Genomic DNA, 24,055 nt, shown 5'->3' with positions numbered 1-24,055 from the left:
CCAAGCCTATGGATGGATCGTTCCGGGATGCACTGCGCGCGCCCTTCTCTGTTTGACCGCCTGACCGCCTGCCGGAGGCCGGCGCTTGTCGCCCTGCTGCTGGCGGCGCTGGTCCTCGCCCTGCCGTCGACCGGCTTCGCCCAGGGGCCGGCCCCCGCACCCGCCGCTCCCGCGGCCCCTGCTGCCGGCGCGCCGGCCGGCACGGCCGCGGCGGCTTCGGTGGCCGGCGACCTGACGCCGCAGCAGCTCGACGCGATGATCGCCACGCTGGAGAATCCCGACACCCGCGCCCGGCTGGTCGAGCAGCTCCGCGTGCTGGTCGTCGCCCAGAAGGGGACGGAGCAGGCCAAGGCGGCGGAGGGAAGCGCCGCCCTGCCCGAGACGATCGGGGCGCAGGCGCTGTCCTTCGTGGCGCAGCGGATGGACGTGCTGAGCCGCCAGCTCGTCCAGGTCGGCAACGTCTTCGCCGACCTGCCGGCCACCGCGGACTGGGCGCGGCGCCAGATGGAGGACCCGTCGGCCCGCGACCGCTGGGCGCAGATCGGCGTGCAGCTCCTGATCATCCTCGGCGCCGGCGGCATCATCGAGCGCTTCGTCGCCTGGCTGCTCGGCCGGCCGCGGCGGGCGCTGGCGGCGCGCAAGGTGCCCTCCACGCTGGTGCGCATCCCGCTGCTGCTGGGCCGCGCGCTGCTTGAGCTGGCGCCGCTCGCCGCCTTCGTCGTGGTCGGCTACGGCGTGCTGTCGGTCAGCGAGCCGCCGCCGCGCGTCCGGCTGGTGGCGCTGGCGGTGATCAACGCCACGGTCATCACCCAGCTCCTGCTGATCCTGGTGCGCATGACCATCGCGCCCGACGCGCCCAACCTGCGGCTGATCCATACCAGCGACGCCGGGGCGTGGCGGGCCTACATCTGGGCGCGGCGCATGGCCGCCGCCGCCGTCTACGGCTATTTCATCGCCGAGGCCGCCTATGTGCTGGGCCTGCCGCTCGGCGCCTACGGGGCCTTCCTGAAGCTGCTGGGCCTCGTCATCGCCGGCATGCTGATCGTGCTGATCCTGCAGAACCGGACGCTGGTCGCCGACTGGATGCGCGGCAACCCGCTGTCCGGCGACGGCGACCCGGCCGCCACCGCGGAGCGCGAGTCCGAGGGGCAGGGGGCCGTCCTGCGCTCCGCCCGCCGGCGCTTCGCCGACATCTGGCACATCCTGGCGATCCTCTACGTGGTCGTGACCTTCGGCGTGTGGGTGCTGAACGTCTATGGCGGGTTCGAGTATCTGGCCCGCGCCACCGCCATCACCATCGTGACGGCGCTCGTCGCCCGCTATGCCGTCACGCTGATCAACCGCCTGCTGCGGCGCGGCCTGCACATGAACCAGGGACTGCGGCGCAACCTGCCGCAGCTCCACGAGCGCGCCTCGCTCTACGTCCCGATCGTCCAGCGGGTCTCCAAGGTGGCGATCTGGGTGATCGCGCTGATGGTCATCCTGCATGGCTGGGGCATCAACACCACCGTCTGGGTGGAGTCGGCGATCGGCCGCCGCATCCTGGGCAGCGTGGTGTCCATCTCGCTGCTGCTGGCCGGCGCGGTTATCGCCTGGGAGGTGGTCAGCGCGCTGATCGAGCGCTTCCTCGCCACCACCGACCGCAACGGCACGCGCATCGAGCGCAGTGCCCGCGTCCGCACCCTGCTGCCGCTGCTGCGCAACGCCTTCCTGATCCTGCTGGTCACCATGGTGTCGCTGATCACCTTGTCCGAGCTGGGGGTGAACATCGCGCCGCTGCTGGCCGGCGCCGGCGTGGTCGGCCTCGCCATCGGTTTCGGATCGCAGACGCTGGTCAAGGACATCATCACCGGCCTGTTCATCCTGTTCGAGGACACGGTGTCGGTCGGCGACGTGGTCGATGTCGGCGGCGGCCATTCCGGCACGGTCGAGGCGATCTCCATCCGCTCGATCCGGCTGCGCGACGGGGCGGGGGCGGTGCATTCCATCCCCTTCAGCGCCGTCACCACCGTCAAGAACATGAGCAAGGACTTCTCTAACACCACCTTCAACGTGACGGTGTCCTACAGCGAGGATCCGGACCGGGTGATCGCGGTGCTGAAGGAGATCGGGGCGGAGATCCAGAAGGAGGCGCAGTATGCCGCCGACATCCTGGCCCCGCTGGAGGTGCTGGGCGTCGACAAGCTGGCGGACAGCGGCTTCAGCATCCTGGCGCAGTTCCGCACCCGTCCGACCCGCCAGTGGGGCGTGACGCGCGAGTTCAACCGCCGCATGAAGAAGCGGTTCGACGAGCTGGGCATCAGCATTCCGAAGCCGTCCATGCAGCTCGTCGTCGGCAGCTCGTCGCAGGACCGCGCCCTGGCCGAGGCGCTGAGCCAGGGGTCGTAACCACCCCGGGCACCGGTCGAAGGAGGAACCGGGCATGGTCGGGGGTGTTGTCCTCCGGTGAGCGATCACCGGAGCGGCTCCCCACCATGAACGCCTTCTTCGCGCGCTTCGCCCGCTGGACGGAGCGGATTTCGGGCCGGCCCGTCACCTTCGTGGTGGCGGTCGGGCTGATCGTCGTCTGGGCGGTCACCGGCCCGCTGTTCGGCTTCTCCGACACGTGGCAACTGGTGATCAACACCGGCACGACGATCATCACCTTCCTGATGGTCTTCGTGATCCAGAACGCGCAGAACCGCGATACCCAGGCGCTTCACCTGAAGCTGGACGAACTGATCCGCGCCACCAAGTCCGCCCGCAACGGCCTGATCGACCTGGAAGAGCGGTCGGAGGAGGATCTGGCGAAGGTGAAGGGACACTTCGAGCGGCTCGCCAGGACCGCCGACTGCCTGGAGCAGGAGCTGGAGGAAAAGGTCGAGCGCACCGTCGAGCGCGAGGTGGACGAGGAACTGGCCGAGCGGGGGCTGCGCTAGGGCCGGAGCCCCGCCTCAGGCCGCCTTGAGCACCCCGTCTCGGGTCAGCACGGCGATGAAGGCCTCCACCACCCGCGGGTCGAAATGGCGGCCGGACTCGGTGCGCAGCAGGGCGATCACGTCGGCGAGTTCCCAGGCCTCCTTGTAGGGGCGGCGGTGCAGCAGGGCGTCGAACACGTCGGCGACCGCCACGATGCGGCCGGCCAGCGGGATGGCGTCGCCGGCCAGGCCGCGGGGATAGCCGGAGCCGTCGAACTTCTCGTGGTGGCTTTCGGCGATGTCCGCCCCCATCGACAGGTAGGTCGGCGCCGATGCCCGGCCGGCGGCGTCGCGCAGGATGCGGCCGCCGATCGCGGCATGCTCGCGCATCGTCGCCATCTCATCCGGCGCCAGCTTGCCCGGCTTGCGCAGGATATGGTCCGGAATGCCGACCTTGCCGACGTCGTGCAGCACGCTGGCCAGCCCGATCAGCTCGCAGAAGCGGTCGTCCACCTCCTCCGGGAAGCGGCCCTCGGCCTGGAGCTGCCGGGCGACGGCGGTGGCCCAGCGGCCGAGCCGCCTGACATGGTCGCCGGTGACCTCGTCCTTGTATTCCGCCAGCTTGCCGAGCGCATGGACCGTCGCCACCTGCGCCCGCTGCACCTCCTCGTGGAGGTGGAGGTTGTCGAAGCCGACGGCGAGCTTGCCGCAGAAGATGTCCAGCAGCCGCTGCTCGATCTCGCCCGGCGGCCGGCCGGCCGTCAGGACGATGGCGGCCGGCGGATGGTGCCGGGTGCGCAGCGACAGCACGCTGTGGCCGTCGCGGTGGAGGCTGTGCCGCCCGGCCAGCGCCGACGCGAGGTCGGCAAGAACCTCCCCGGCAAGCGACCCCGGCCCGCCCGCCCCGGTCAGGCTGCCGGAGCCGGCGACCAGCGCCGTCTCCCCCTCCGGGGTCAGGCTGAACAGCGCCGCCCCGTCCGCCGCCGGCAGCAGCGCGCGCACCTGCGTCACCACCCCGTCCACGAACCGGTCGCGGGAGCGCTGCTCCAGCAGTTCGGCGATCGAATCGACGATGGTCTCCAGCCCCTGGCGGTTCCGCTCGATCGCCGCGATGTGCTGGTAGGAGCGCAGCGCCGCCACCGTGGTGGTGAACAGCTTCTGCGAGGTCAGCTCGCTCTTCGCCTTGTAGTCGTTGATGTCGTAGTTGGCGATGACCTGCCGTTCCGGCGCCTGTCCCGGCTGGCCGGTGCGCAGGATGATGCGGATGGCGTGATTGCCCAGCTCCTCGCGGATGTGGCGGACCAGCCGCAGCCCGGCGTCGTCGGTCTCCATCACCACGTCGAGCAGGACGGCGGCGAGGTCGCGTTCGGCCGCCAGGATGGCGCGGGCCTCCGCGGCGGAGTAGGCGGAGAGGAACAGGATGGGCCGGTCCTGGAAGCGGACGTCGGACAGCACGACGCGGGTGATCGCGTGCACCTCGTGGTCGTCGTCGGCGATCAGGATCTTCCACGGCTCCGCGGCGCAGCGGGCCGCCGCCGGCTCCTCGGCCGGCTCCTCCAGGAACCGGAGCTCGTCGCCCCCGCCCGGATCGTCCTCCAGATCGTCGCCCAGATCGCCCGACATGCCTGTGTTCCCGCGCCCGATCCCGCGCCCTGGTTCATGGCGCGGGGTCCGCGCCTTCCGGTGGTTCCCCGCTCCGCGGAGCCGCCGGAAAGACCCTCCGGACATCCGGCAGCACAACTTTTCCCGCGGCCCGCCCCCTTGTCAACCGCGGCCGTCGATGGCGGGCGGCGGTGGCGGCCATCCGCCGCGGATGCGGCCGGGCGCGTCGGGGCGGGGAACCTCCGGCCGGTCGCCGGGTTACCCCCGATGAGCCCGGGGACGGCCGGCTGTCCGCTTGCGGCGTGCAGCGGGAAGGCGGTCAATCAACCGGTGGGAGCAGTCGGTCCGGGACGGCGGGACCGGGTGCCCGGCCTCGGCCGTCCGCGCGCGCATGGGGGACCTGCCATGATACCTGACGCCTGGGACATCGAATCGCGGGAGAACGCGCTGAGGCTGGCGCGGCACCTGATCGAAACGGGGGCGCTGCGCTACGACCCGCAGCATCCCTGCCGCCACGGCTCCGGCCTGACGAGCCCGCTGCATCTGGAGGGGCGGCGGCTGCTGTCCTATCCCGCGGTGCGCGGCGAGGTGGTGGACATGGCGGTGCGGATGATCGACCAGGAGATCGGCATCGGCAACCTGGACGCCGTCGCCGCCGGCGAGGGGGCCGGGGTGCCCTGGGCGACGCTGGTGGCCGACCGGCTGGAACTGCCCTTCATCTTCGTCCGCAAGGAAGCGCCGGGGCAGGAGCAGTCCTTCAAGCACCGGATCGAAGGGCGGGTGGAGCGCGGCTGGCGCGTGCTGCTGGTCGAGCAGCTTGCCGCCGACGGCCATCGCAAGGCCCGCTTCGCCCAGCCCCTGACGGAGGCGGGCTGCGAGCTGCACGACGTCTTCGTGCTGTTCCAGTACGGCATCTTCGACGAGATCCACCAGCATCTCGCCCCGCTCGGCATCACCATGCATGCGCTGGCGAACTGGTGGGACGTGCTGGAGGTGGTCAACCGCGGCCACTATCTCGACGGCGAGGCGCAGGGGGAAATCCACGCCTTCCTCGCCGACCCGCGCCGCTGGAAGTCCGACGCGGCTGCCGATGCGGCGGCTACGCCGCAGCGCGCTTCCACGCGACGGTGAGCGCGCCGGCGCCGATCAGCAGCGAACCGCCGACCCGGTTGACGGTCCGCTGCACCGCCGGGGTCCGCACCGCCCGCCGCGCCGCCGAGGCAAGCAGGGCGTAGAGCGCCGCGTTCAGCGTCGCCAGCGTCAGGAAGGTCGCCTCCATCACCATCATCTGTCCGGCCAGCGGCCGCGACTGGTCGAGGAACTGCGGCAGGAAGGCGACGAAGAAGACGATGCTCTTGGGGTTGAGGGCGGTCACGGCATAGGTGTGCAGCATCATGCGCAGCGGCCGCACCCCGGTGTCCTCCTGCGCCCCGTCGGCGGGGAGGCGGCGACCGGCGCCCGCCACAGCTTCAGGCCGAGATAGACGAGGTAGGCCGCTCCCAGCCATTTCAGCAGGGTGAACAGCGCCGCCGAGGTGGCGAGCAGCATGCCGAGCCCGAGCATCGAGGCGGTCATCGCGGTGAAGTCGCCCAGTGCCACGCCGGCCACCGTCGCCATCGCCGACCGGCGCCCGTGGCCCAGCGCATAGGACACGACGAGCAGAACCGTCGGGCCGGGGATCGCCAGCATGACGGCGGACGCCGCGGCGAAGGCAAGCCAGAGATCGGGCGACATGGCGGGGCTCCGTGGAAAAGGGCGCTGCCCAGGAAAAAGGGCGCTGCGGAAATCAATCCACAGCGCCCCCGTCCTGTCCAGATGCTCTTGTTCGGACGCCGCCGCCCGCCGGCCTACTCTCCCGGCATCCGCACCCAGGCGCCGCTGCCGGCGCCGGCGTGCGCCCGGCCGCGGGCGGTCAGCAGGGCGGCGACGAAGGGCTTGGCGAGCAGGACCTGCAGGACGGCCCAGGCCAGCGCCTCCCAGTTGGGCAGCGTCCAGTCGACCTCGTGCAGCGCCTCCAGGAAGGGGAGCTGGCCGTAGATCAGCGACTCCAGCGGGACGAAGCCCTCGGCGACCACCGTCAGCACCGCGCCGAGCAGGAGACCGAAGCCCAGCACCGCCTCGACCGGCAGGCGGCGGGCGGCCTGCCACAGGTTGCCGGCGGGCGGGTCGGCGACCGGCACGGCCGGGCGGAACAGGCCGCTGGCGGCCAGCGCGTCGCGCGGTTCGGCACCCGGCGGGCGGCGGGCGGCGCGGATGGCGCCGAGCGCCAGCAGCCCGACCGCCGGGACCAGCAGATAGACGTTGGGGAAGTCGCGGTAGCGGCCGTCGAAGACGATCAGCAGCGACCAGACCAGCGCCACCGCCCCCAGCGCGACCATGCAGACCCGGCCGGCCTTCTCGACGAGCGACAGGGCGGGGCGCGGGCGGCGCAGTCCGGCCAGCGGCTCGCGCGCCAGGCCGCCGGTGGCGAGCGTGCGGTGCGCCGTCACCAGAACGGCGAGCGACAGCACGCCGGTCAGCCCCAGCATGCCGGCCGACAGCGTCACGTCCTGCCAATAGTGCTTGCCGTGCATCGCCGCATGGACGGCGCGGACGAAGAGGGTGGACAGCGCCTGCGCCAGCAGGATCAGGACGAACCAGCCGCGCGCCGTCGGCCGCGGCCGCAGCAGCGCCAGGCCCAGCACCAGCAGGACGGCGACCCCGCCCGACACCGCGGCCAGCACCGGCCAGCGCTTCGTCTCCACCACCGGGCCGGCCAGCGAGAATTTCGCCTCGCGGTCGGCGCCGTAGAGGCCCCAATGGCCGCCGACGGTTCCCTCCAGCTTGGCCTTCCAGCCCTGGTCGAAGGCCTCGATCACGTTGTAGTCGAAGCCCTCCTGTCGGGCGAGCCGGACGAAGCCGTTGACGAACTTCGCCTTGTTGACCAGTCCCGGAACGGCGGCGCCGCGCGACCGGCCCTCGGTCGGCCAGCCGGTCTCGCCGACCAGGATCGGCTTGCCCGGGAAGCGCTTGGCGATGATGCGGTAGGAGTTGCGGATGCGCTCCGTCGCCCCCTCGACGCCGGCCGGCACATCCTCCCAGTAGGGCAGCAGGTGGATGGTCAGATAGTCGACATGGTCGGCGATTTGCGGGTATTTCAGCCACCATTCCCACACGTCGGCGTAGGAGACCGGCTGCTTGACCGCCGCCTTGACCCGGTCGATGTAGCCGGCGACCTGCTCCGGCGTCAGCTCGCGGCGCAGCAGCACCTCGTTGCCGACGATGACGCGGGTGATGGTTTCCGGATAGCGGTTGGCCAGATCGATGAGGGAGGCGATCTCCTTCTCGTTCTTGTCGGGCTTGGAGGACAGCCAGGCCCCCATGGTGACCTGCAGCCCGTGCCTGCGCGCCAGCTCCGGCACCGCCTCCAGCCCCTCCAGCGAGGTGTAGGTGCGGATGCCCGCCACCTGCGGGGCGAGCGCCGCCAGATCCTCCTCGATCTGCGCGGTGGTGGGGAAGGTCTGGGTCAGCGGGCTCTGCCCGTCGCGGAAGGGCGCGAAGGACACGCTCTTCAGCTTGCCGCCGGGCGGCGGCTCCAGCGGCACCGGCCGGTTGGGCAGGGACCAGACGGCGAGGTTCGCGAGGCCGGCTATCAGGAGCGCGGCGAGGATCGTCAGCAGTCGCATGGGCGGGATGTCTACACCAAAGCCGGGCCGGCAGGAAGGAGGGGGCGGAAACGGAAAAGGGCGCGCCCCCGGTCAACAGAGGCGCGCCCGTCAAGGTCGGTCAAGGATCGAGTGACGTGCCTTCGTCACGAGGAGTTAACCCGCCCCGGCGGCGGTTATTCCATCCCGATGGACTTACCGCTCCACGAAGGCCTTCTCGATCACGTAGGCGCCGGGGACGCCGTTGTGGCCCATGGCGAAGCCGCGGCGGTCCATGATCGCGCTGGTGTCGGCCAGCATGGCCGGGCTGCCGCAGATCATCACGCGGTCCTTCTCCGGATCGAGATCCGGCAGGCCGAGGTCGGCGAACAGCTTGCCGTTCTCGATCAGGTCGGTCAGGCGGCCCTGGTTGCGGAAGGGCTCGCGCGTGACGGTGGGGTAGTAGAGCAGCTTTTCCTTCACCTGCTCGCCGAAGAACTCGTTCTCCGGCAGGGCGGTGCGGATCAGCTCGTCATAGGCCAGCTCGGCCACCGTGCGGGTGCCGTGGGTCAGGATCACCCGGTCGAACTTCTCGTACAGCTCCGGATCCTTGATGATCGACAGGAAGGGGGCGAGGCCGGTGCCGGTGGACAGAAGATACAGGTTGCGGCCCGGCAGCAGGTTGCTGGCCACCAGCGTGCCGGTCGCCTTGCGGTTGACCAGCAGCGTGTCGCCTTCCTTCAGATACTGCAGCCGCGAGGTCAGCGGGCCGTCCTGCACCTTGATGCTGAAGAACTCCAGCGTCTCCTCGTAATGGGCGCTGACCAGGCTGTAGGCGCGCAGCAGCGGGCGCCCCTCGACCATCAGGCCGATCATGGTGAACTGCCCCGGCTCGAAGCGGAAGGACGGGTCGCGGGTGGTGGTGAAGCTGAACAGCGTGTCGGTCCAGTGGTGGACGCGCAGGACGCGCTCGTTGATGAGGTTGCTCATGGAGATCCCGGAACCCTTGCTGAGCCTGGTAGCGGAAAGCGCCCTGCCGCCGGACGTGCTGCGGCGCGGCACGCTTTCCTAACAACGAATCGGACGGAAGGCCACGAATTTCTACCGAATGAAATGGCGTGTCGGCCGGTAATCACAATCCCATCATGCAAAATAGGGGAATTGCCGCCTCACTCCGCGCTGGGCGGCGCGAACAGGTAGGGGGAGAGGCCGCGCAGGTTCTCGTCCACGATAAGCCGATGATTCAGCGGCGGAAAGGCACGCTGGGAGCAGTCGAGCCGCGGGCACAGCCGGCAGTTCACCCCGATCGGCGTCGCGGCGTCGTTGTTGTCGAGGTCGAAGCCGTCCGCATAGGTGACCTGCGCCGCGTGCTGTGCGTCGCAGCCCAGCGCGATGGCGAAGAGCTGGGGCGGGCTGCGGTGGCCGCCGCCGGCCTTGGCGACGGTGCGGGCGATGGAGAAGTAGGTGGTGCCGTCCGGCATCCGGGCCACCTGGCTGTGGACCTTGCCGGGGGTGCGGAAGGCCTCGTAGACGATCCAGCGCGGGCAGCCGCCGCCGAAGCGGGCGAAGTGGAAGCCGGCGCCGGAAAAGCGCTTGGACACATTGCCGGCGCTGTCGACCCTCATGAAGAAGAAGGGCACGCCCTTCGCCCCCGGCCGGTTCAGCGTGGTCAGCCGCTGGCACACCTGCTCGAAGGAGGCGTCGAAGCGTCGCCGCAGGATTTCGATGTCGTAACGAACTTGGTTCGCCGCCTCCCAGAACCGGTCGTAGGGCATCAGGACGGCGGCGGCGAAATAGTTGGCGAGCCCGATGCGGGCGAGCCGCCGCGCCTCGTCCCCCGACAGGTTGGCGTCGTCGACGATCCGGTTCAGCAGCTCGCGATGGCGCAGCAGGGCGATCTGGCAGGCGAGCTGGAAGTTGCGTCCGGACGGGGCCAGCATCTCCGACAGCAGGATGCGGCGGCTGTGCCGGTCGAAGCGGCGCACGGCATAGCCCATCACCTCCGACGGCAGCAGCCGGACGCGGACCGAGTGGTTGTTCAGCAGATAGTCGGCCAGCCCGCGGTAGAGGTCGCCCTTCTCCAGCCTGCCGTCCTGCCACAGCGCCTCCGCCGCCGCCTCCAACTCGGGGAAGTGGTTGGAGTGGGCCTGGAACAGGTCGCGCACCTCGTCCTGCGGAAAGCCGCTGCTCTGCACCAGATGCAGCTTCTCGCGGTCGGCCACCCGCTCGGCCAGCGCCTGCAGGTCGTCGCGCGATCCGCGATAGGCGCGGTAGAGCGCCACCACCGCCTGCCCCAGCGTCGGGGCGACCGCCGCCAGCTCGCGGAAGTCCTGGTTCTTGATGTCGGAGCCGTCGAAGATCTGGTCGGCGAACACCTCGCGCAGGCCGGCGACCAGCCGGCTCTCGTCATCCTCGGCGAAGGACTGGAGGTCGACGCCGAACTGCTGGCCCAGCTTCAGCAGGAGCGGGACGGTCACCGGCCGCTGGTTGTGCTCGATCAGGTTCAGGTAGCTGGGCGAGATGCCGAGCTGCTCGGCCATCTGGGCCTGGGTCAGCCCCTGGTCGCGGCGCAGGCGCCGGACCTTGGGGCCCAGCATCGCCTTCTTGTCCATCGCCGTCGCCATCGGTCGCGCGCCTTCTGCAGAGAGCCCGGGGGCAGGGTCCGGGATTTACAAGCTTTACGGATTTACAGGAGTTTTCTGACGGCAGTTTACAAGATGACCTTTTTACAAACAACGACTTATTGCAACGCGTCCAGGCCGCAAGTAACTCTCGTGACAAGGCAGCGCTGTAAAGGGCTGCGAACCGACCAAGACCCCCGCAACGCCGGTCCGGGCAGGCACATCGGACCCGGCGGACGCGATACGGACGAGAAGGAACATCACATGGCGCTCGACGAGAAGACCAAGGCCGCCCTCCGCGCCGCCCGTTACGAGGGCATCAAGCGCGACTACACCATGGATGATGTCAAGCGCCTGAGCGGCTCGGTCAAGATCGAGTACACGCTGGCCGAGATGGGCGCCCAGCGCCTGTGGGAGCTGCTGAACACCGAGCCCTACATCAACACGCTGGGTGCCCTGACCGGCAACCAGGCGATGCAGGCGGTGAAGGCCGGCCTGAAGGCCATCTACCTGTCGGGCTGGCAGGTCGCCGGCGACGCCAACCTGGCCGGCCAGATGTATCCGGACCAGAGCCTGTACCCGGCCAACTCGGTCCCGGCGGTGGTCGAGCGCATCAACAACGCCTTCAAGCGCGCCGACGAGATCCACCACGCCGAGGGTGACGACAGCACCTACTGGTTCGCCCCGATCGTCGCCGACGCCGAGGCCGGCTTCGGCGGTCCGCTGAACGCCTTCGAGCTGATGAAGGCCATGATCAAGGCCGGCGCGGCGGGCGTCCACTTCGAGGACCAGCTCGCGTCGGAGAAGAAGTGCGGCCACCTCGGCGGCAAGGTGCTGATCCCGACCCAGCAGCACATCCGCACGCTGAACGCCGCCCGCATGGGCGCGGACGTCTGCGGCACCTCGACCCTGGTGATCGCCCGCACCGACGCCGAGTCGGCGCAGCTCATCACCTCGGACATCGACGAGCGCGACCATCCCTTCATCGACTTCGACAGCGGCCGCACCACCGAGGGCTTCTACCGCCTGAAGAAGGGCATGGGCGTCGACCACTGCATCGCCCGCGGCCTGGCCTACGCGCCCTACTCCGACCTGCTGTGGTGGGAGACCTCCAAGCCGAACCTCGACGACGCCCGCAAGTTCGCCGAGGCCATCCGCAAGGAGTTCCCGAACAAGCTGCTGGCCTACAACTGCTCGCCGTCCTTCAACTGGAAGGCCAACCTGGACGACGACACCATCGCCAAGTACCAGCGCGAGCTGGGCGCCATGGGCTACAAGTTCCAGTTCGTCACCCTGGCGGGCTTCCACTCGCTGAACTACTCGGCCTTCATGCTGGCGAAGGGCTACGCCGAGCGCGGCATGGCGGCCTACTCCGAGCTGCAGCAGGCCGAGTTCGCGGCCGAGAAGCTGGGCTACACCGCGACCAAGCACCAGCGCGAGGTCGGCACCGGCTACTTCGACGCGGTCGCCACGGCGGTTTCCGGCGGCACCTCGTCGACCACCGCGTACAAGGACAGCACCGAGGCCGACCAGTTCCATTGATCTGGTCCGCATGGGATCCGGTGTGCGAGCCGGATCTCTCTGAACGGCTGATGCTTTGACTCGAAACGGCCGGGGCCTCCACCCCGGCCGCTTTTTTTCGCCGCGACGGGCGGCGGTCCGGGTGCAGAAGACGTATCCCGGCCGTGAAAGGGCGGCGGCCAGCCACGCCCTAATGGTATGGCTGCCTTGCGCCGCACCTAGCCGTGGTTGTCCCCCGGACGCGGGAAATTGGCCCAAAAGTCTTGAGCGGAGCGGGAAAACCGTCCGGTCCGGGCGGCACCCGCCCCGGCGGATCCGGCGTCCGGCCTACGCCGCGCCGCGGAATCCGTCATTGACTTGGGATCGGATCAAGGCCACTTGTGTTCCATGCTCACAACAAAACGATCAGGGGCCTGACGGCTCCACGCGCCGGCTTCCCCATTCCGGGGACCGGTGGCGGGTCCGGCCGCCGCGCATCCCCTGCGCGGCCGTTGCCGTTCGAGTCTTGCCCGGTGTCGTCGATCGACCGTCGTCGCTTGGACATGCCGCGCCTGCTGATCGCCAGGACGAAAGGAAGAAAACGTATGGATCAACCGCTCGCAGGAAAGTCGATTGCCATTCTCGTCTCCAACGGCTTCGAAGAGCTGGAGATGACCGAGCCGCAGCGTGCCCTCCTCAAGACCGGTGCCAAGCTGCACACGATTTCGACCGAAACCGGTCTGGTCAACGGCTGGCACGGCAAGTCCTGGGGCCATTACTTCCCGGTGGACAAGCTGCTCGGCGAAGTTCTCGGCGCCGACTACGACATGCTGATCCTGCCGGGTGGCGAGCGCAGCATTGCCAAGCTGCAGCAGTCCGCCCACACCCGCCGCATCGTCGGCCACTTCCTGGACGCCCGCAAGCCGATCGCCGCGATCGACCACGGCATCCAGCTCCTGGCCATCCCGGGCAAGCTGCGCAAGCGCACCCTGGCCGCGCCGGAAGCCTACCGCGAGGCGCTGACCGCCGCCGGCGCCATCATCAGCGACGATCCGCTGGTGGTCGATCCGATCACCGTCACGGCGCTCGGCCATGACGAGCTGCCGGCCTTCGTCGAGCAGGTCGTCAAGCTGTTCACCGACGCCGCCCAGATGCGCAAGGCCGCCTGAGGCTTTTCCGAGCGGTCCTGCGAGCCGGTCTGCGGCCGCATCCGGATCCCGCCTTCCGCGGATCCGGATGCGGCCGTTCTGCGTTTCGGGATCGTTTCTCTTCCGGGGAGTCCCGCTTCCGGGGCGGCCATGGTCCCACGCCGGGGCGGTGCCACGGGCGCCGCTACGCGACGTCCCAGTAATGGCAGGCCACCCGGTGCCCCGGCGCGACCTCCTCCAGCGCCGGCACCTCCTGGCCGCAGAAGCCCCGCGCCTTCGGGCAGCGCAGGCGCAGGGGGCAGCCGCTCGGCGGACGCAGCGGGGCGGGGGCCTCGCCGTCGAGGTCCGGCTTGCGGCCGGCTGAGGCGGCGATCAGCGCGCGGGTGTAGGGATGGCGGGCGTCGCGCAGCAGCGCGGCGGAGCCGCCCTCCTCGATCACGCGGCCCATCATCAGCACCAGAGCCCGGTCGGCGATGCGCAGCGCCTCGCCGGCGTCCTGCGCCGCCAGCAGCAGGGCGAGCCGCCGCTCGTCGCGCAGGCGCAGCAGATCGGCGACGAAGCGCCGCCGCACCTCCCCGGACAGGCTGGCGGCCGGCTCGTCGCAGACCAGGGCGCGCGGCTCCGGCAGCAGGGCGCGGGCCAGCCCGACGCGGGCCGCCTCCTCGGCGTCCAGCGTGGCGGGCAGGCGGGCGGCGACGTCGCCCGGCAGCCCGGCCAGGCCGAGCGCGTCGGCGATGCGGCGCCCGTGCCGCTCCTCCGGGATGTCGGGACGGAGCTGCTCCAGCGTCTCGGCCATCTGCGCCCCCACGCTCATCGCCGGGTCGAGGGCGGCGGCCGGGTGGGGGAACAGGACGGTGACGTCGCGGCGGATGCGGCGCAGCCCGTCGGCATCGGCGGCGGCGATGTCGCGGCCCCGCCAGGTCACCTGCCCGGCGTCCGGCGGGATCAGGGCCAGGACGGTGCGGGTCACCATGGACTTGCCGCTGCCGCTCTCGCCGAGCAGGGCCACCGTCTCCCCCGCGGCCAGCGTGAAGGAGACGTCCCGCAGCACGGTCAGCGACCGCCCCGGAACCAGCGGGAAGGAGAGGCCGAGCCCGCGCACCGACAGCAGGCCGGGACCCGTCCCAGGCCTTCCGGCGTCCTGCTCCGCATTCCGCTCCGCCGTCTCCCCGGCCGCGTCCGGCCCCGCCTCCGGTTTCGCGGCGGGCACCAGCCGCCCGCGCTCGAATGCCAGATGCCGGTCGGCCAGCCCGTCCAGCCCGTCCTCCGGCCGCGCGGTGAGGACCAGCGCGATCCCCGCCGCCCGCGCCCGCTCCGCCAGCAGTCCCAGCAGCCGCGCCCGCACCGTGCCGTCGAGCCCGGCCCCCGGCGCGTCGGCGAGCAGGACGGCCGGCTCCGCCGCCAGGGCGAGCGCCAGCACGGCGCGCCAGCGCCGCAGGTCGCTCAGCTCGTGGGGAAAGGCATCGAACCGCCGGCCGGCCGCCGGCGCGCCCAGCCGGTCGAGCGCGTCGGACAGCCGCTGTACCGCCTGCTGCGGGGGCAGCCGCAGATGATGGCGCAGCAGCGTCGCCGCCTGCGCCGCCAGCGTCCGGTTGGGCGCCAGCAATCCGTCCTGCGCCACCAGGATGCGCCGCCCGTGCCCCTCCACGGTGCCGGAGATCCGCAGCCCGCCAAGCGGCAGCCCGGCCAGCGCGCGCAGCAGCAGGCTCTTGCCGGCGCCGGGGCCGCCGGTCACCGCCACGACCTCGCCCGGCCGCAGCGTCAGGCCGGCGCGGTCGACCAGCATGCGGTCGCCATCGCTCAGCGTCAGTCCCTCCACCGACAGGCCCTTCACCGCAGGGATGGTCACGGCACCTTCCCCGCGGCGCGCAGCCCGTCGCCGACCGCCCCCAGCGCCCACAGGGTGGCGGCCAGCAGGACCACCGGCAGCAGCGCGGCCACGGCATCGCCGCGTTCCAGCGCCGCGGCGACGGCGCCGCCCCAGCTTCCCCCCTGCTGCAGGCCGAGGCCGAGCAGGCTGGCGAAACACTCGGCCGCCAGCGCGCGGGGCAGGGCAAGCCAGCCTGCCGCGGCCAGCGACCACAGCGCGTTGGGCAGCAGGTGGCGGCGGAAGACCGTCTGCTCGTCCAGCCCGTTGGCGCGGGCCGCCACCAGGAACTCGCGGCGCATCAGCGCGCGCAGTTCGGCCTGCGCCATGCCGGCGACGACCGGGGCGGTGCTGAGCGCCACGGCCAGGGACAGCACGACCGCGCTGCGGTCCGACAGGCCGGACAGCAGCAGCACGGCGAGGACCAGCGGCGTGCCGGCCAGCCGTTCCGCCAGCCGCATCATCGACCGCTCGGCCTGACGGCCGAGGAAGACCGCCAGCACCGCCCAGCCGATGCCGACAGCCGCCCCCAGCAGTCCGGCCAGCAGGGCGAAGGACAGGCTGCCGCGCGCCTCCACCAGCGTGGCGACCACCGGGTCGTTGGCCGGCTGCTCGGCTGCCCAGTTCGGCAGGCCGCTCGGCAGCAGCGGGGCGGCCAGCGCGGCCAGCGCCATGGCGGCGAGCAGCACCAGCCCGGCCGATGCCCGGCGGTTGGTCGCCAGCCGGTGCAGGGCGCTCTGCGGCGGTTCGGGGGAGAGGGCGGGGACCGGCATGACGCGCCTCAGCCTCCTGCCCGCAGGTCGGCCGGGCGGGGATCGGCGGGCCGTGGATCGAGCCGGCGCTGCAGGCCCCGCGCCCCGGCGCGCAGCAGGGCCGACAGGCCCGACAGCATGGCGAAGGCCAGCAGCCCGGCCGCCGTCTCCCCCTGGCGCGACGCCTCGACCAGCAGCGCGCCGGCACCGGGCAGGCCGAACAGGCTCTCCACCGCGGCGGCCCCCGCCAGCAGGGCGAGGATGGCGGTGCCGAGCCCGCCCGCCACCGGGGCGAGCGCCAGCGGGGCCGCGTGGTGCCACAGGATTTCGCGCGGTCCATAGCCGAAGCCTTCGGCCATGCGCACCGGCCCGCTGTCCAGCGCCGCGTCCATCGCCGGGCCGGCCAGCCGGGCCGCCTGGCAGGCCGCCGGCAGGGCCAGTACCAGCCAGCCGAGCGCCAGCGCGGTTCCGCCGCCGAGCGCCCCGCCCGCCAGTCCGCCCCCCGGTTCGCCCCCCAGTTCATTGACCAGCGCCAGCGCCGCCGCGGCGATCAGGAAGCCCGGCAGGGCCGGGGCCAGCCAGCCCAGCAGAAGGCCGGTGAAGCCGGCGGCCGAGGGGCGGCGCAGCCCGGCATGCAGCCCGACCAGCGTGCCCAGCACCGTCCCCATCACCAGGGCGGGCACGGCCAGCACCGCCGTCACCAGCAGCCCGGAGGCGGTGCGCACCGCCGTCTCCGCCCAGTCCGGGTCGATCGCCAGCGCGACCGCGACCGCCGCCGCGACGGGCAGCAGGGCCGTGGCGGCAACGGGGATCAGGCTGGTAAGGACCGGGCGCGGCATGGCGAAGCGGGGACCTGCGACGGAAACTCTCGACGAAGCTGGCAGGATGGTGCGGCAGGATGATGGCCGCGACCGATCGGGTGCCACCGGGCGTATGAGTTCGACGGTACGCATTCCGGGACCCGCAGGGCAACGATATTTCGCCGGAAGTCGAGGCAGCCGGACGGCAGAACCGACACCATCTGTTGCTAAGACTGGCCGTTGCCGAGACTGGCCTCAACGATCCGGGACCCCATGCTCGTACCGTCGCCCGATCCGCTGCGTTTCGTCCCCTCCGACCCGGAGCCGGGGCCGGCCTCCGTCCTGCCGCCGATCCTGGAGCCCGGCCGGACCTGCTGGCGGATCGAGGGCGCCCGGCGGATGGGCGTGATCGTCGATGCCGAGAATTACTTCGCGACGGTGAAGGCGGCGATGCGGCGGGCGCGGCGCAGCATCTACATCGCCGCCTGGGATTTCGACGCCCGCGTCCGGCTGATGCCGCAGAGCCGCCGGCCGCGCCGGCCCGACCGGCTGGGCAACCTGCTGAACTGGGTGGCGACGACCCGGCCGGAGCTGTCGGTCCATGTGCTGAAGTGGGACTATGCGGAGCTGTTCGACCTGGCCCGCTGGTCGCACCCCTTCATGCTGCGCAACTGGCTGTCCCACCGCCGGGTGCATTACCGGCTGGACGGCGACCATCCGACCGGGGCCTGCCATCACCAGAAGATCGTGGTGATCGACGACGCGCTGGCCTTCTGCGGCGGGCTGGACATCACGGCCAACCGCTGGGACACCCGCGCCCACCGCGCGCACGAGCGGCTGCGCCGCCAGCCCGACGGCAAGCGCTACGAGCCCTTCCACGACGTGATGATGGCGGTGGACGGCGAGGCGGCGCGGGCGCTGGGCGACCTGTTCCGCGCCCGCTGGGCCCGCGCGACCGGCGAGGCGCTGGCCTCGCCGCACCCGGTGCCGGACGATCCCTGGCCGCCGGGGCTGGAGCCGCTGCTGCGTGACGTGCGCATCGGCATCTCCCGCACCGATCCCGCCTGCAGCGGCCGGGACGAGGTGCGCGAGGTCGAGGCCCTCTACCTGGAGGCCATCGCCCGGGCGAGGCGCTCCATCTACATGGAAAGCCAGTATTTCGCCTCCGACGCGGTGGCCGGGGCGCTGAAGGCCCGCCTCGCCGAGGAGGACGGGCCGGAGGTGGTGGTGGTCAACCCGGTGCGCACCACGAGCTGGCTGGAGAACACCGTCATGCTGGGCGCCCGCGCCCGCATCACCCGGGAACTGCGCGAGGCCGACCGCCACGGCCGCTTCGGCCTCTATGTCGCCAGGACCGACGACGGCGCCTGCATCACCGTCCATTCGAAGGTCATGGTGGTGGACGACCGGCTGCTGCGCATCGGCTCCGCGAACCTCAACAACCGCTCGATGGGGCTCGACACCGAGTGCGACCTGGCGCTGGAGGCGCCGCCGGGGCCGGAGGGGGCGGAGGTCCGCAAGGCCATCGCCCGCACCCGCGACGACCTGATCGCCGAGCATCTGGGCGTCCCGCGGGAACGGGTGACCGCCGAGATCCGCCGCACCGGTTCGCTGATCCGCTGCATCGAGAACCTGAACACGCCCGAGGGGCGCACGCTGGAGCTGCATGTCGAGCCGGAGCCGGGGCTGCTCGCCTCCGCCGTGGCCGAGGCCGGCGTGTTCGATCCCGAACGGCCGGTCGACGCGGTGGGGATCGTGCGGCGGGTGCTGCCCTCGCGCATTCCGCGCATGCGCGTCTGGTTCGCGGCGGCCGGCGCCCTGCTGCTGCTCGCCGGGCTGTGGGCGGTGTGGCGGCACACCGGGCTCAGCGGCTGGGCGACGCTGGACGGCGCGCTCGACGCCGTCCACGGCCTGCGCGAAACACCGCTCGGCCCGCTGTGGCTGATCCTCGCCTATGTGGCGGGCGGGCTGCTGATGTTCCCGCTGACGCTGATGGTGGCGGCCACCGCCATCGCGCTGGGGCCGGTGTGGGGCTTCTCCACCGCCATGGCGGGGGCGCTGGCCTCGGCGGTGGCCGGCTTCTGGATCGGCCGGCTGGCCGGCCGGCGGACGATCGAGCGGCAGGGCGGCGTCCTGATCGACCGGCTGAGCCGCCGGCTGGCGCGCCGCGGTGTCTTCGCGGTCGCCAGCGTCCGCGCCGTGCCGGTGGCGCCCTTCACCGTGGTGAACATGGTGGCCGGCGCCTCGCATGTGCGGTTCGGCGACTTCGTGCTCGGCACGCTGGTCGGACTTGCACCGGGAACGCTTGCCTTCAGCATCCTCGGGCACCAGCTTGAGCGTACGCTGACCTCGCCGGGGTGGAGCGACATCGGGCTGCTGGTGCTGGTCGCCGCGGCGGCGGTAGGGTTGGGATGGCTCGCCGGCCGGCTGATGGGCCGGCTCTCTGGCGAGGGCAGGGGGCAGGAGGAATCGTGATCCGTTTCAGCCGGGACCGTGTCGAGCGCATCGCCGCCGCGTTGCGCAGTGCCCGCGCAAGGCGCCGCCGCAGCCGCGTCGATGTCCGCCAGGGGGCGGTGCCGGACGGGATGGCGTCGCTGCGGCTGGCGACCTGGAACATCCACAGCTGCGTCGGGCTCGACGCCCGCTTCGCGCCGGACCGCATCGCCCAGGTGATCCGCGACCTGGACGTCGACCTGATCGGCCTGCAGGAGGTCGGCTGGCATCACCGCGGCGAGGCCGGGCTCGACCAGTTCGCCTTCCTGGAGAGGGCGACCGGTCTGACGGCGCTCGCCGGCCCGACCAAGCACAGCGAGCGGGCGCATTACGGCAACGCGCTGCTGACCCGCCTGCCGGTGCGCTCCGTCACCCCCATCGACCTCAGCGTCGGCCGGCGGGAACCGCGCGGCGCCATCGACGCGGTGGTGGAGGTGCAGGGACGGCCGCTGCGCGTGATCGTCGCCCATCTCGGCCTCGATCCGTGGGAGCGGGCGAAGCAGGTCGGCGACATTCTGTCGCGGGTGGCCCGGCAGCCGGACCTGCCCACCGTCTTCATGGGCGACCTCAACGAATGGACGCCGACCTCGCCGCGGCTGAAGCGGCTGGCGGATTCCTTCGCCGACGTGGCCAATCCGCGCAGCTTCCACGCCCGCATGCCGACCCTGCGGCTCGACCGCATCTATGTGTCGGGCGGGGCGGCGATCCCCTCCTACGAGGTCATCCGGACCGTGCTGACCCGCCGCGCCTCGGACCATCTGCCGGTCCGCGCCACCATCGCGGTTCCCTGATATATCAATAGTTTGGGCGTGACTCCGCCGGTTCCCCGGACCGGCGGCGGTCATCCGGAATCCCCAGGGCGGCACCGGCCGGAGCCGGTCCGGCCGCCGTCCCCTGTCCGTCCGGTCTATGCGTTACCCGAGAGCGCTGCGTTTTCTCCGGGGAGAGTTGGGGCCGCGGATTGTTACAGGAACAACAGAGTCTTGCGCCGGGGGTGCGATAGATTGACCTATCCCAAAGAGGCCAACGAAGGTTATGGTTGGTCATACGATCAATGGGGCGGCCCGGGCGGGCAGGGCCGGAAACACGGGATATGAGGACGGACGTTGCTTTACCACCTGTATGACATGCATCACGCGGCGATGCGGCCGATGCGCCTGTGGGCGGAGGCCGCCCAGCACGCATTCCAGAACCCCTTCGTTCCGCTGTCCTACACCAAGCTCGGCCGCGCGGTCGCCGCCGGGGCGGAGCTGGTCGAACGGACGACCCGGCGCTTCGCCAAGCCGGATTTCGGGCTGAAGGAGACGACCGTCCAGGGGCAGACGGTCGCCATCACCGAGAGGATCGTCGCCGAGACGCCGTTCTGCCACCTGCTGCACTTCGCCAAGCCGGAGGGGACGCCGGCCCAGCCGCGGGTCCTGCTGGTCGCCCCGATGTCCGGGCACCACGCCACGCTGCTGCGCGGCACGGTGGAGGCTCTGCTGGCCGACCATGACGTGTTCATCACCGACTGGATCGACGCCCGGCTGGTGCCGCTGGCGAAAGGCCCCTTCGACCTCGACGACTACATCGACACGGTCGCCGACCTGATCCGCTTCCTCGGCCCGCAGACCCACGTCATCGCGGTGTGCCAGCCGGCGGTGCCGGTGCTGGCCGCGGTGTCGCTGATGGCGGCGGCGGACGATCCGGTGCAGCCGCGCAGCATGACGCTGATGGGCGGCCCGATCGATCCGATGGCGAACCCGACCGTGCCGGTGAAGCTGGCCGCCGAACGGCCGCTGAAGTGGTTCGAGCGGTCGGTGATCACCACCGTCCCGGTCTATTATCCCGGCGCCTTCCGGCGGGTCTATCCGGGCTTCATCCAGCTCTCCGGCTTCATGTCGATGCATCTCGACCGGCATATCGGCGAGCATCTCGGCCTGTTCCGCCACCTCGTCCGCGGCGACGGCGATTCCGCCGAGCAGCACCGCCGCTTCTACGACGAGTATCTGTCGGTGATGGACCTGTCGGCGGAATTCTACCTGCAGACCATCGAGACGGTGTTCCAGAAGCATGCGCTGGCCAACGGCACCATGCAGTCGCGCGGCCGCCGGATCGAGCCGTCGGCCATCCGCAGGACCGCGCTGATGACCGTCGAGGGCGAGCTGGACGACATCTCCGCCCCCGGCCAGACCATCGCGGCGCACCGGCTGTGCTCCTCGCTGCCGGAGGAGATGCGCGGGCGGCACTTCCAGAAGGGCGTCGGCCACTACGGCATCTTCAACGGCCGCAAGTGGCGCGAGGCCATCATGCCGCAGCTGCGGGAGTTCATCCGCAAGCACGACGCGGCCTGACCGGACGGGCGGCGGCGGGGCGCCCCGGCCGGCGCCCCCGCTCCCCCTCTCGTGCCGGACCGGCCGCGCTCAAGCGGCCGGAGGCTGCGCTCAGCGCCGCCGCCCCACCGGCTGCAGCTCGTGCAGCAGCCAGACGAGCGTCGAGACCACCAGGATGGCCCCCGCCTGATGGGCGGCGGCGACCGGGATCCAGACCACCGTCAGCAGCGTGGCGATCCCCAGCCCGATCTGCACCAGCACCATGGCCGCGGCGGCGAGCCCGGCCTGCGTGGCGCGGCCGGGCAGCCGGGCCAGCACCACCCGCAGGCCGAGCGCCAGCACCGCCAAGCCGGTCAGCAGGGCCAGCGCGCGGTGGATCAGCTGGATGGCGGCGGTGTTCTCCACCGGGTTGAGCCACCAGGGCACGAGGGTGCCGACCTCCGGCGGGATCCAGTGGCCCGCCATCAGCGGGAACGTATTGTAGGCGTAGCCGGCGCGGGTGCCGGCGACGAAGGCGCCCCAGACGATGGTCAGCGCGACCAGCCCCAGGGCCCGGCGCGCGTGGCGCCGCAGCCCGGCCGCCTCGGGCCGCCAGCCGGCGAGCGGCATCGGGTCGAACAGGCCGAGCGCCGTGCGCAGCAGCAGCGCATAGATCAGGATCGCCATCGACAGGTGCAGCGCCAGCCGGTAGTGGCTGACCTCGGGATGGTCGACCAGCCCGCTCTTCACCATGAACCAGCCGATGCCGCCCTGCAGCCCGCCCAGCAGGAACAGCCCGGCCAGCTTCGGCCACAGGTCCTGCGGGATCCGGCCGGCGATCCAGAAGCGCAGGAAGGGGATCAGGAAGACGAAGCCGATGAGCTGGCCCCACAGCCGGTGGAACCACTCCCACCAGAAGATCCGCTTGAAGTCCTCCAGCCCCATCCAGGAATTGTAGACGCGGAACTCCGGCGTCTGCTGGTAGAGGCCGAAGACGCGGGTCCATTCCGTCTCCGACAGCGGCGGCAGGATGCCGATCAGCGGCTTCCACTCCACCATGGACAGCCCGCTCTCGGTCAGGCGGGTGATGGCGCCGATCACCGCCATGGCAAGCACCATCGCGGCACACAGGACGAGCCACCACGCCACCGGACGGGTCGAAGGGCCGGCGGAGGCGGGGGCGGCGTCGGTCGTAAAGGCTGTCACGGGCGGCGGTCCGGTGATGGGAGCGGTCGTCCCGCAATGTGGGGCGGAATCCGCTCCGCGTCAAACCGCCGCGGGGCGGGACGGAGGACCGGGAGGGGCGCGCAGTCCGCGGGAAGGCCGGGGCCCGCCGCCCGTCCGCGTCACACCCCGAACTCCTGCAGCGCGCCGGCGAGGAAGAACAGGGCGAAGAGCATGGCGAACAGGCCGAGGATGGTGGTGATCTCGACCACCGTCTCGGTCACCCACAGGCGGTCCCAAGGATGCCCTTCATCGTCGTTCCATTCGTCCATCGCAGCCTCCCCTCCGGAATCCGCTAAAATTTTCGCAAATTCCGCAGGGGGCCGCTGTGACGGGGATCACAGGGGTATGCGGTTCACTGCAGGCGGAAGTCCGCCGCGGCGTACCGCAGCTCGCCCGGCGTGATCAGCGTCTGCGTCGCCAGCTTGACCGAGTGCAGCTTGCCGTCCAGGTTGGCCTGCCAATAGTCCAGGAACCTGCGCAGCACCGGGTAGTCGGGGGCCAGGTCGAGGTCCTGCCAGAGGAAGCTCTGCAGCAGGGTCGGGTGGTCCGGCATGTGATAGAGGATCTCCGCCGTCGTCAGGCGGTAGTTGCGCAGTTGAAGTCCCAGATTGGCCATGCGCTGTCTCCCAGGATGGTCGGGTGGGGGATCGGCTGGTGGTGTCCGGTGCTCCCTGAACCGGTTTCGGTCATGACCGTTTGAAGAAATCTTGCCGTCCGCCGGATAACGCGCAACGGTAAATATCGTTCCATATCAGCATGTTAGCAGCATAACGGCCCGAGTGCTGCCACAAGGACGCGCGAAATGCGCGTCTGGGCTCTTGAATCCCAAAAGCCGTTCGACTAGCTGTCTGGCACTCACCGGGGAAGAGTGCTAACACCACCCGCACCCGGCATGCACATTCAACGCAGCAAGCCTTTCGAGGAGGCATTCCCATGAAGTTCCGTCCGCTGCACGACCGCGTCGTCGTCAAGCGTCTGGAGTCCGACACCAAGACCAAGGGCGGGATCATCATCCCCGACACCGCGAAGGAGAAGCCCCAGGAGGGTCAGGTCATCGCGGTGGGCCCGGGCGCCCGTGACGAGAGCGGCAAGGTCGTGGCGCTCGACGTCAAGGCCGGCGACCGGATCCTGTTCGGCAAGTGGTCGGGCACGGAAGTGAAGATCGAGGGCGAGGATTTCCTGATCATGAAGGAATCCGACATCATGGGCGTCATCGAGGCTTAAGTCTCCGCCC

21 protein-coding genes are annotated in these 24,055 nt (G+C 71.1%); 9 read left to right on the top strand and 12 right to left on the bottom strand.

The window, feature by feature from the left end; translation table 11 throughout:
• Positions 1-27: 27 nt before the first annotated feature.
• Both DEW08_RS17545 and DEW08_RS17540 read left to right on the top strand, forming a co-directional pair.
• Entirely contained in the window at positions 28-2,388 is a 2,361-nt protein-coding gene (locus DEW08_RS17545) for a mechanosensitive ion channel domain-containing protein (protein ID WP_109329251.1), read from the top strand.
• An 86-nt stretch (positions 2,389-2,474) separates the two neighbouring features.
• Positions 2,475-2,918: a low affinity iron permease family protein gene (locus tag DEW08_RS17540; protein ID WP_109329249.1), complete on the top strand. Its 444-nt coding sequence runs from the start codon at positions 2,475-2,477 to the stop codon at positions 2,916-2,918.
• Between the two features lie 15 nt (positions 2,919-2,933).
• On the opposite strand, the gene DEW08_RS17535 is transcribed toward DEW08_RS17540, so the two are convergent.
• Entirely contained in the window at positions 2,934-4,520 is a 1,587-nt protein-coding gene (locus DEW08_RS17535) for a DUF3369 domain-containing protein (RefSeq protein WP_109329247.1), read from the bottom strand.
• Between the two features lie 384 nt (positions 4,521-4,904).
• Between DEW08_RS17535 and DEW08_RS17530 the strand changes: the two genes are divergently transcribed.
• Positions 4,905-5,630: an orotate phosphoribosyltransferase gene (locus DEW08_RS17530; protein ID WP_109329245.1), complete on the top strand. Its 726-nt coding sequence runs from the start codon at positions 4,905-4,907 to the stop codon at positions 5,628-5,630.
• On the opposite strand, the gene DEW08_RS33250 is transcribed toward DEW08_RS17530, so the two are convergent.
• The 5 genes from DEW08_RS33250 to DEW08_RS17510 form a co-directional block, all read right to left on the bottom strand.
• Positions 5,599-5,910: a LysE family translocator gene (locus DEW08_RS33250; protein WP_281262047.1), complete on the bottom strand. Its 312-nt coding sequence runs from the start codon at positions 5,908-5,910 to the stop codon at positions 5,599-5,601. The genes DEW08_RS17530 and DEW08_RS33250 overlap by 32 nt on opposite strands.
• Entirely contained in the window at positions 5,892-6,233 is a 342-nt protein-coding gene (locus DEW08_RS33245) for a LysE family translocator (RefSeq protein WP_281262046.1), read from the bottom strand. The genes DEW08_RS33250 and DEW08_RS33245 overlap by 19 nt, the downstream gene beginning before the upstream one ends.
• A gap of 113 nt (positions 6,234-6,346) precedes the next feature.
• On the bottom strand, positions 6,347-8,164 hold the full coding sequence (locus DEW08_RS17520) for a glycoside hydrolase family 17 protein (protein ID WP_109329243.1): 1,818 nt from the start codon (positions 8,162-8,164) through the stop codon (positions 6,347-6,349).
• A 174-nt stretch (positions 8,165-8,338) separates the two neighbouring features.
• The gene (locus DEW08_RS17515; RefSeq protein WP_109329241.1) at positions 8,339-9,112 is read right to left on the bottom strand and encodes a ferredoxin--NADP reductase; all 774 of its coding nucleotides are present in this window, start codon (positions 9,110-9,112) and stop codon (positions 8,339-8,341) included.
• A gap of 179 nt (positions 9,113-9,291) precedes the next feature.
• Complete coding sequence (locus DEW08_RS17510; protein ID WP_109329948.1) at positions 9,292-10,734, bottom strand: helix-turn-helix domain-containing protein; 1,443 nt, start codon at positions 10,732-10,734, stop codon at positions 9,292-9,294.
• Positions 10,735-11,007: 273 nt separating this feature from the next.
• Between DEW08_RS17510 and aceA the strand changes: the two genes are divergently transcribed.
• Both aceA and DEW08_RS17500 read left to right on the top strand, forming a co-directional pair.
• Positions 11,008-12,285 (top strand): isocitrate lyase, encoded by a 1,278-nt coding sequence (aceA, locus tag DEW08_RS17505; protein ID WP_109329239.1) that lies wholly within the window; start codon positions 11,008-11,010, stop codon positions 12,283-12,285.
• A gap of 563 nt (positions 12,286-12,848) precedes the next feature.
• A complete protein-coding gene (locus DEW08_RS17500) occupies positions 12,849-13,412 on the top strand; it encodes a DJ-1/PfpI family protein (RefSeq protein WP_109329237.1) in 564 nt (187 codons plus the stop codon).
• 163 nt (positions 13,413-13,575) lie between these two features.
• Here DEW08_RS17500 and DEW08_RS17495 read toward each other — a convergent pair whose 3' ends face one another.
• The 3 genes from DEW08_RS17495 to DEW08_RS17485 are packed head-to-tail and all read right to left on the bottom strand — an operon-like array spanning position 13,576 to position 16,849.
• Positions 13,576-15,240, bottom strand: a complete 1,665-nt coding sequence (locus tag DEW08_RS17495) for an ABC transporter ATP-binding protein (RefSeq protein ID WP_245986383.1) — start codon at positions 15,238-15,240, stop codon at positions 13,576-13,578.
• Positions 15,237-16,031 (bottom strand): ABC transporter permease subunit, encoded by a 795-nt coding sequence (locus DEW08_RS17490; protein ID WP_109329235.1) that lies wholly within the window; start codon positions 16,029-16,031, stop codon positions 15,237-15,239. Before DEW08_RS17490 ends, DEW08_RS17495 begins: the two co-directional genes overlap by 4 nt.
• 8 nt (positions 16,032-16,039) lie before the next feature.
• Complete coding sequence (locus tag DEW08_RS17485) at positions 16,040-16,849, bottom strand: ABC transporter permease subunit (RefSeq protein WP_168220386.1); 810 nt, start codon at positions 16,847-16,849, stop codon at positions 16,040-16,042.
• 234 nt (positions 16,850-17,083) lie between these two features.
• Between DEW08_RS17485 and DEW08_RS17480 the strand changes: the two genes are divergently transcribed.
• The 3 genes from DEW08_RS17480 to DEW08_RS17470 all read left to right on the top strand — a co-directional run bounded on the left by DEW08_RS17480 (position 17,084) and on the right by DEW08_RS17470 (position 21,636).
• Positions 17,084-19,285 carry a VTT domain-containing protein gene (locus DEW08_RS17480; RefSeq protein WP_109329231.1) on the top strand — a complete coding sequence of 734 codons (2,202 nt, stop codon included), beginning with the start codon at positions 17,084-17,086 and terminating at the stop codon, positions 19,283-19,285.
• Complete coding sequence (locus tag DEW08_RS17475; protein WP_109329229.1) at positions 19,282-20,094, top strand: endonuclease/exonuclease/phosphatase family protein; 813 nt, start codon at positions 19,282-19,284, stop codon at positions 20,092-20,094. Before DEW08_RS17480 ends, DEW08_RS17475 begins: the two co-directional genes overlap by 4 nt.
• Positions 20,095-20,409: 315 nt before the next feature.
• Complete coding sequence (locus tag DEW08_RS17470) at positions 20,410-21,636, top strand: polyhydroxyalkanoate depolymerase (RefSeq protein WP_109329227.1); 1,227 nt, start codon at positions 20,410-20,412, stop codon at positions 21,634-21,636.
• Positions 21,637-21,726: 90 nt separating this feature from the next.
• On the opposite strand, the gene DEW08_RS17465 is transcribed toward DEW08_RS17470, so the two are convergent.
• From DEW08_RS17465 to DEW08_RS17460, 3 genes are all read right to left on the bottom strand, one after another.
• On the bottom strand, positions 21,727-22,800 hold the full coding sequence (locus DEW08_RS17465; RefSeq protein ID WP_109329225.1) for a COX15/CtaA family protein: 1,074 nt from the start codon (positions 22,798-22,800) through the stop codon (positions 21,727-21,729).
• 140 nt (positions 22,801-22,940) lie between these two features.
• Positions 22,941-23,090, bottom strand: a complete 150-nt coding sequence (locus DEW08_RS31265; RefSeq protein WP_168220385.1) for a hypothetical protein — start codon at positions 23,088-23,090, stop codon at positions 22,941-22,943.
• Positions 23,091-23,173: 83 nt separating this feature from the next.
• A complete protein-coding gene (locus DEW08_RS17460; protein ID WP_109329223.1) occupies positions 23,174-23,437 on the bottom strand; it encodes an usg protein in 264 nt (87 codons plus the stop codon).
• Positions 23,438-23,754: 317 nt separating this feature from the next.
• Between DEW08_RS17460 and groES the strand changes: the two genes are divergently transcribed.
• Positions 23,755-24,045 carry a co-chaperone GroES gene (gene groES / locus DEW08_RS17455; protein ID WP_109329221.1) on the top strand — a complete coding sequence of 97 codons (291 nt, stop codon included), beginning with the start codon at positions 23,755-23,757 and terminating at the stop codon, positions 24,043-24,045.
• Positions 24,046-24,055: the final 10 nt, after the last annotated feature.

This window comes from Azospirillum thermophilum (assembly GCF_003130795.1).
In the GTDB taxonomy this organism is placed as follows: Bacteria; Pseudomonadota; Alphaproteobacteria; order Azospirillales; family Azospirillaceae; genus Azospirillum; species Azospirillum thermophilum.
This window is presented reverse-complemented; position numbering and strand designations above follow the sequence as displayed.

Coding starts and splice junctions, on each gene's coding strand:
- DEW08_RS17545 (WP_109329251.1), top strand. CDS start 28: ATGCACTGCGCGCGCCCTTCTCTGTTTGACCGCCTGACCGCCTGCCGG.
- DEW08_RS17540 (WP_109329249.1), top strand. CDS start 2,475: ATGAACGCCTTCTTCGCGCGCTTCGCCCGCTGGACGGAGCGGATTTCG.
- DEW08_RS17535 (WP_109329247.1), bottom strand. CDS start 4,520: ATGTCGGGCGATCTGGGCGACGATCTGGAGGACGATCCGGGCGGGGGC.
- DEW08_RS17530 (WP_109329245.1), top strand. CDS start 4,905: ATGATACCTGACGCCTGGGACATCGAATCGCGGGAGAACGCGCTGAGG.
- DEW08_RS33245 (WP_281262046.1), bottom strand. CDS start 6,233: ATGTCGCCCGATCTCTGGCTTGCCTTCGCCGCGGCGTCCGCCGTCATG.
- DEW08_RS17520 (WP_109329243.1), bottom strand. CDS start 8,164: ATGCGACTGCTGACGATCCTCGCCGCGCTCCTGATAGCCGGCCTCGCG.
- DEW08_RS17515 (WP_109329241.1), bottom strand. CDS start 9,112: ATGAGCAACCTCATCAACGAGCGCGTCCTGCGCGTCCACCACTGGACC.
- DEW08_RS17510 (WP_109329948.1), bottom strand. CDS start 10,734: ATGGACAAGAAGGCGATGCTGGGCCCCAAGGTCCGGCGCCTGCGCCGC.
- aceA (WP_109329239.1), top strand. CDS start 11,008: ATGGCGCTCGACGAGAAGACCAAGGCCGCCCTCCGCGCCGCCCGTTAC.
- DEW08_RS17500 (WP_109329237.1), top strand. CDS start 12,849: ATGGATCAACCGCTCGCAGGAAAGTCGATTGCCATTCTCGTCTCCAAC.
- DEW08_RS17490 (WP_109329235.1), bottom strand. CDS start 16,031: ATGCCGGTCCCCGCCCTCTCCCCCGAACCGCCGCAGAGCGCCCTGCAC.
- DEW08_RS17485 (WP_168220386.1), bottom strand. CDS start 16,849: ATGCCGCGCCCGGTCCTTACCAGCCTGATCCCCGTTGCCGCCACGGCC.
- DEW08_RS17480 (WP_109329231.1), top strand. CDS start 17,084: ATGCTCGTACCGTCGCCCGATCCGCTGCGTTTCGTCCCCTCCGACCCG.
- DEW08_RS31265 (WP_168220385.1), bottom strand. CDS start 23,090: ATGGACGAATGGAACGACGATGAAGGGCATCCTTGGGACCGCCTGTGG.
- DEW08_RS17460 (WP_109329223.1), bottom strand. CDS start 23,437: ATGGCCAATCTGGGACTTCAACTGCGCAACTACCGCCTGACGACGGCG.
- groES (WP_109329221.1), top strand. CDS start 23,755: ATGAAGTTCCGTCCGCTGCACGACCGCGTCGTCGTCAAGCGTCTGGAG.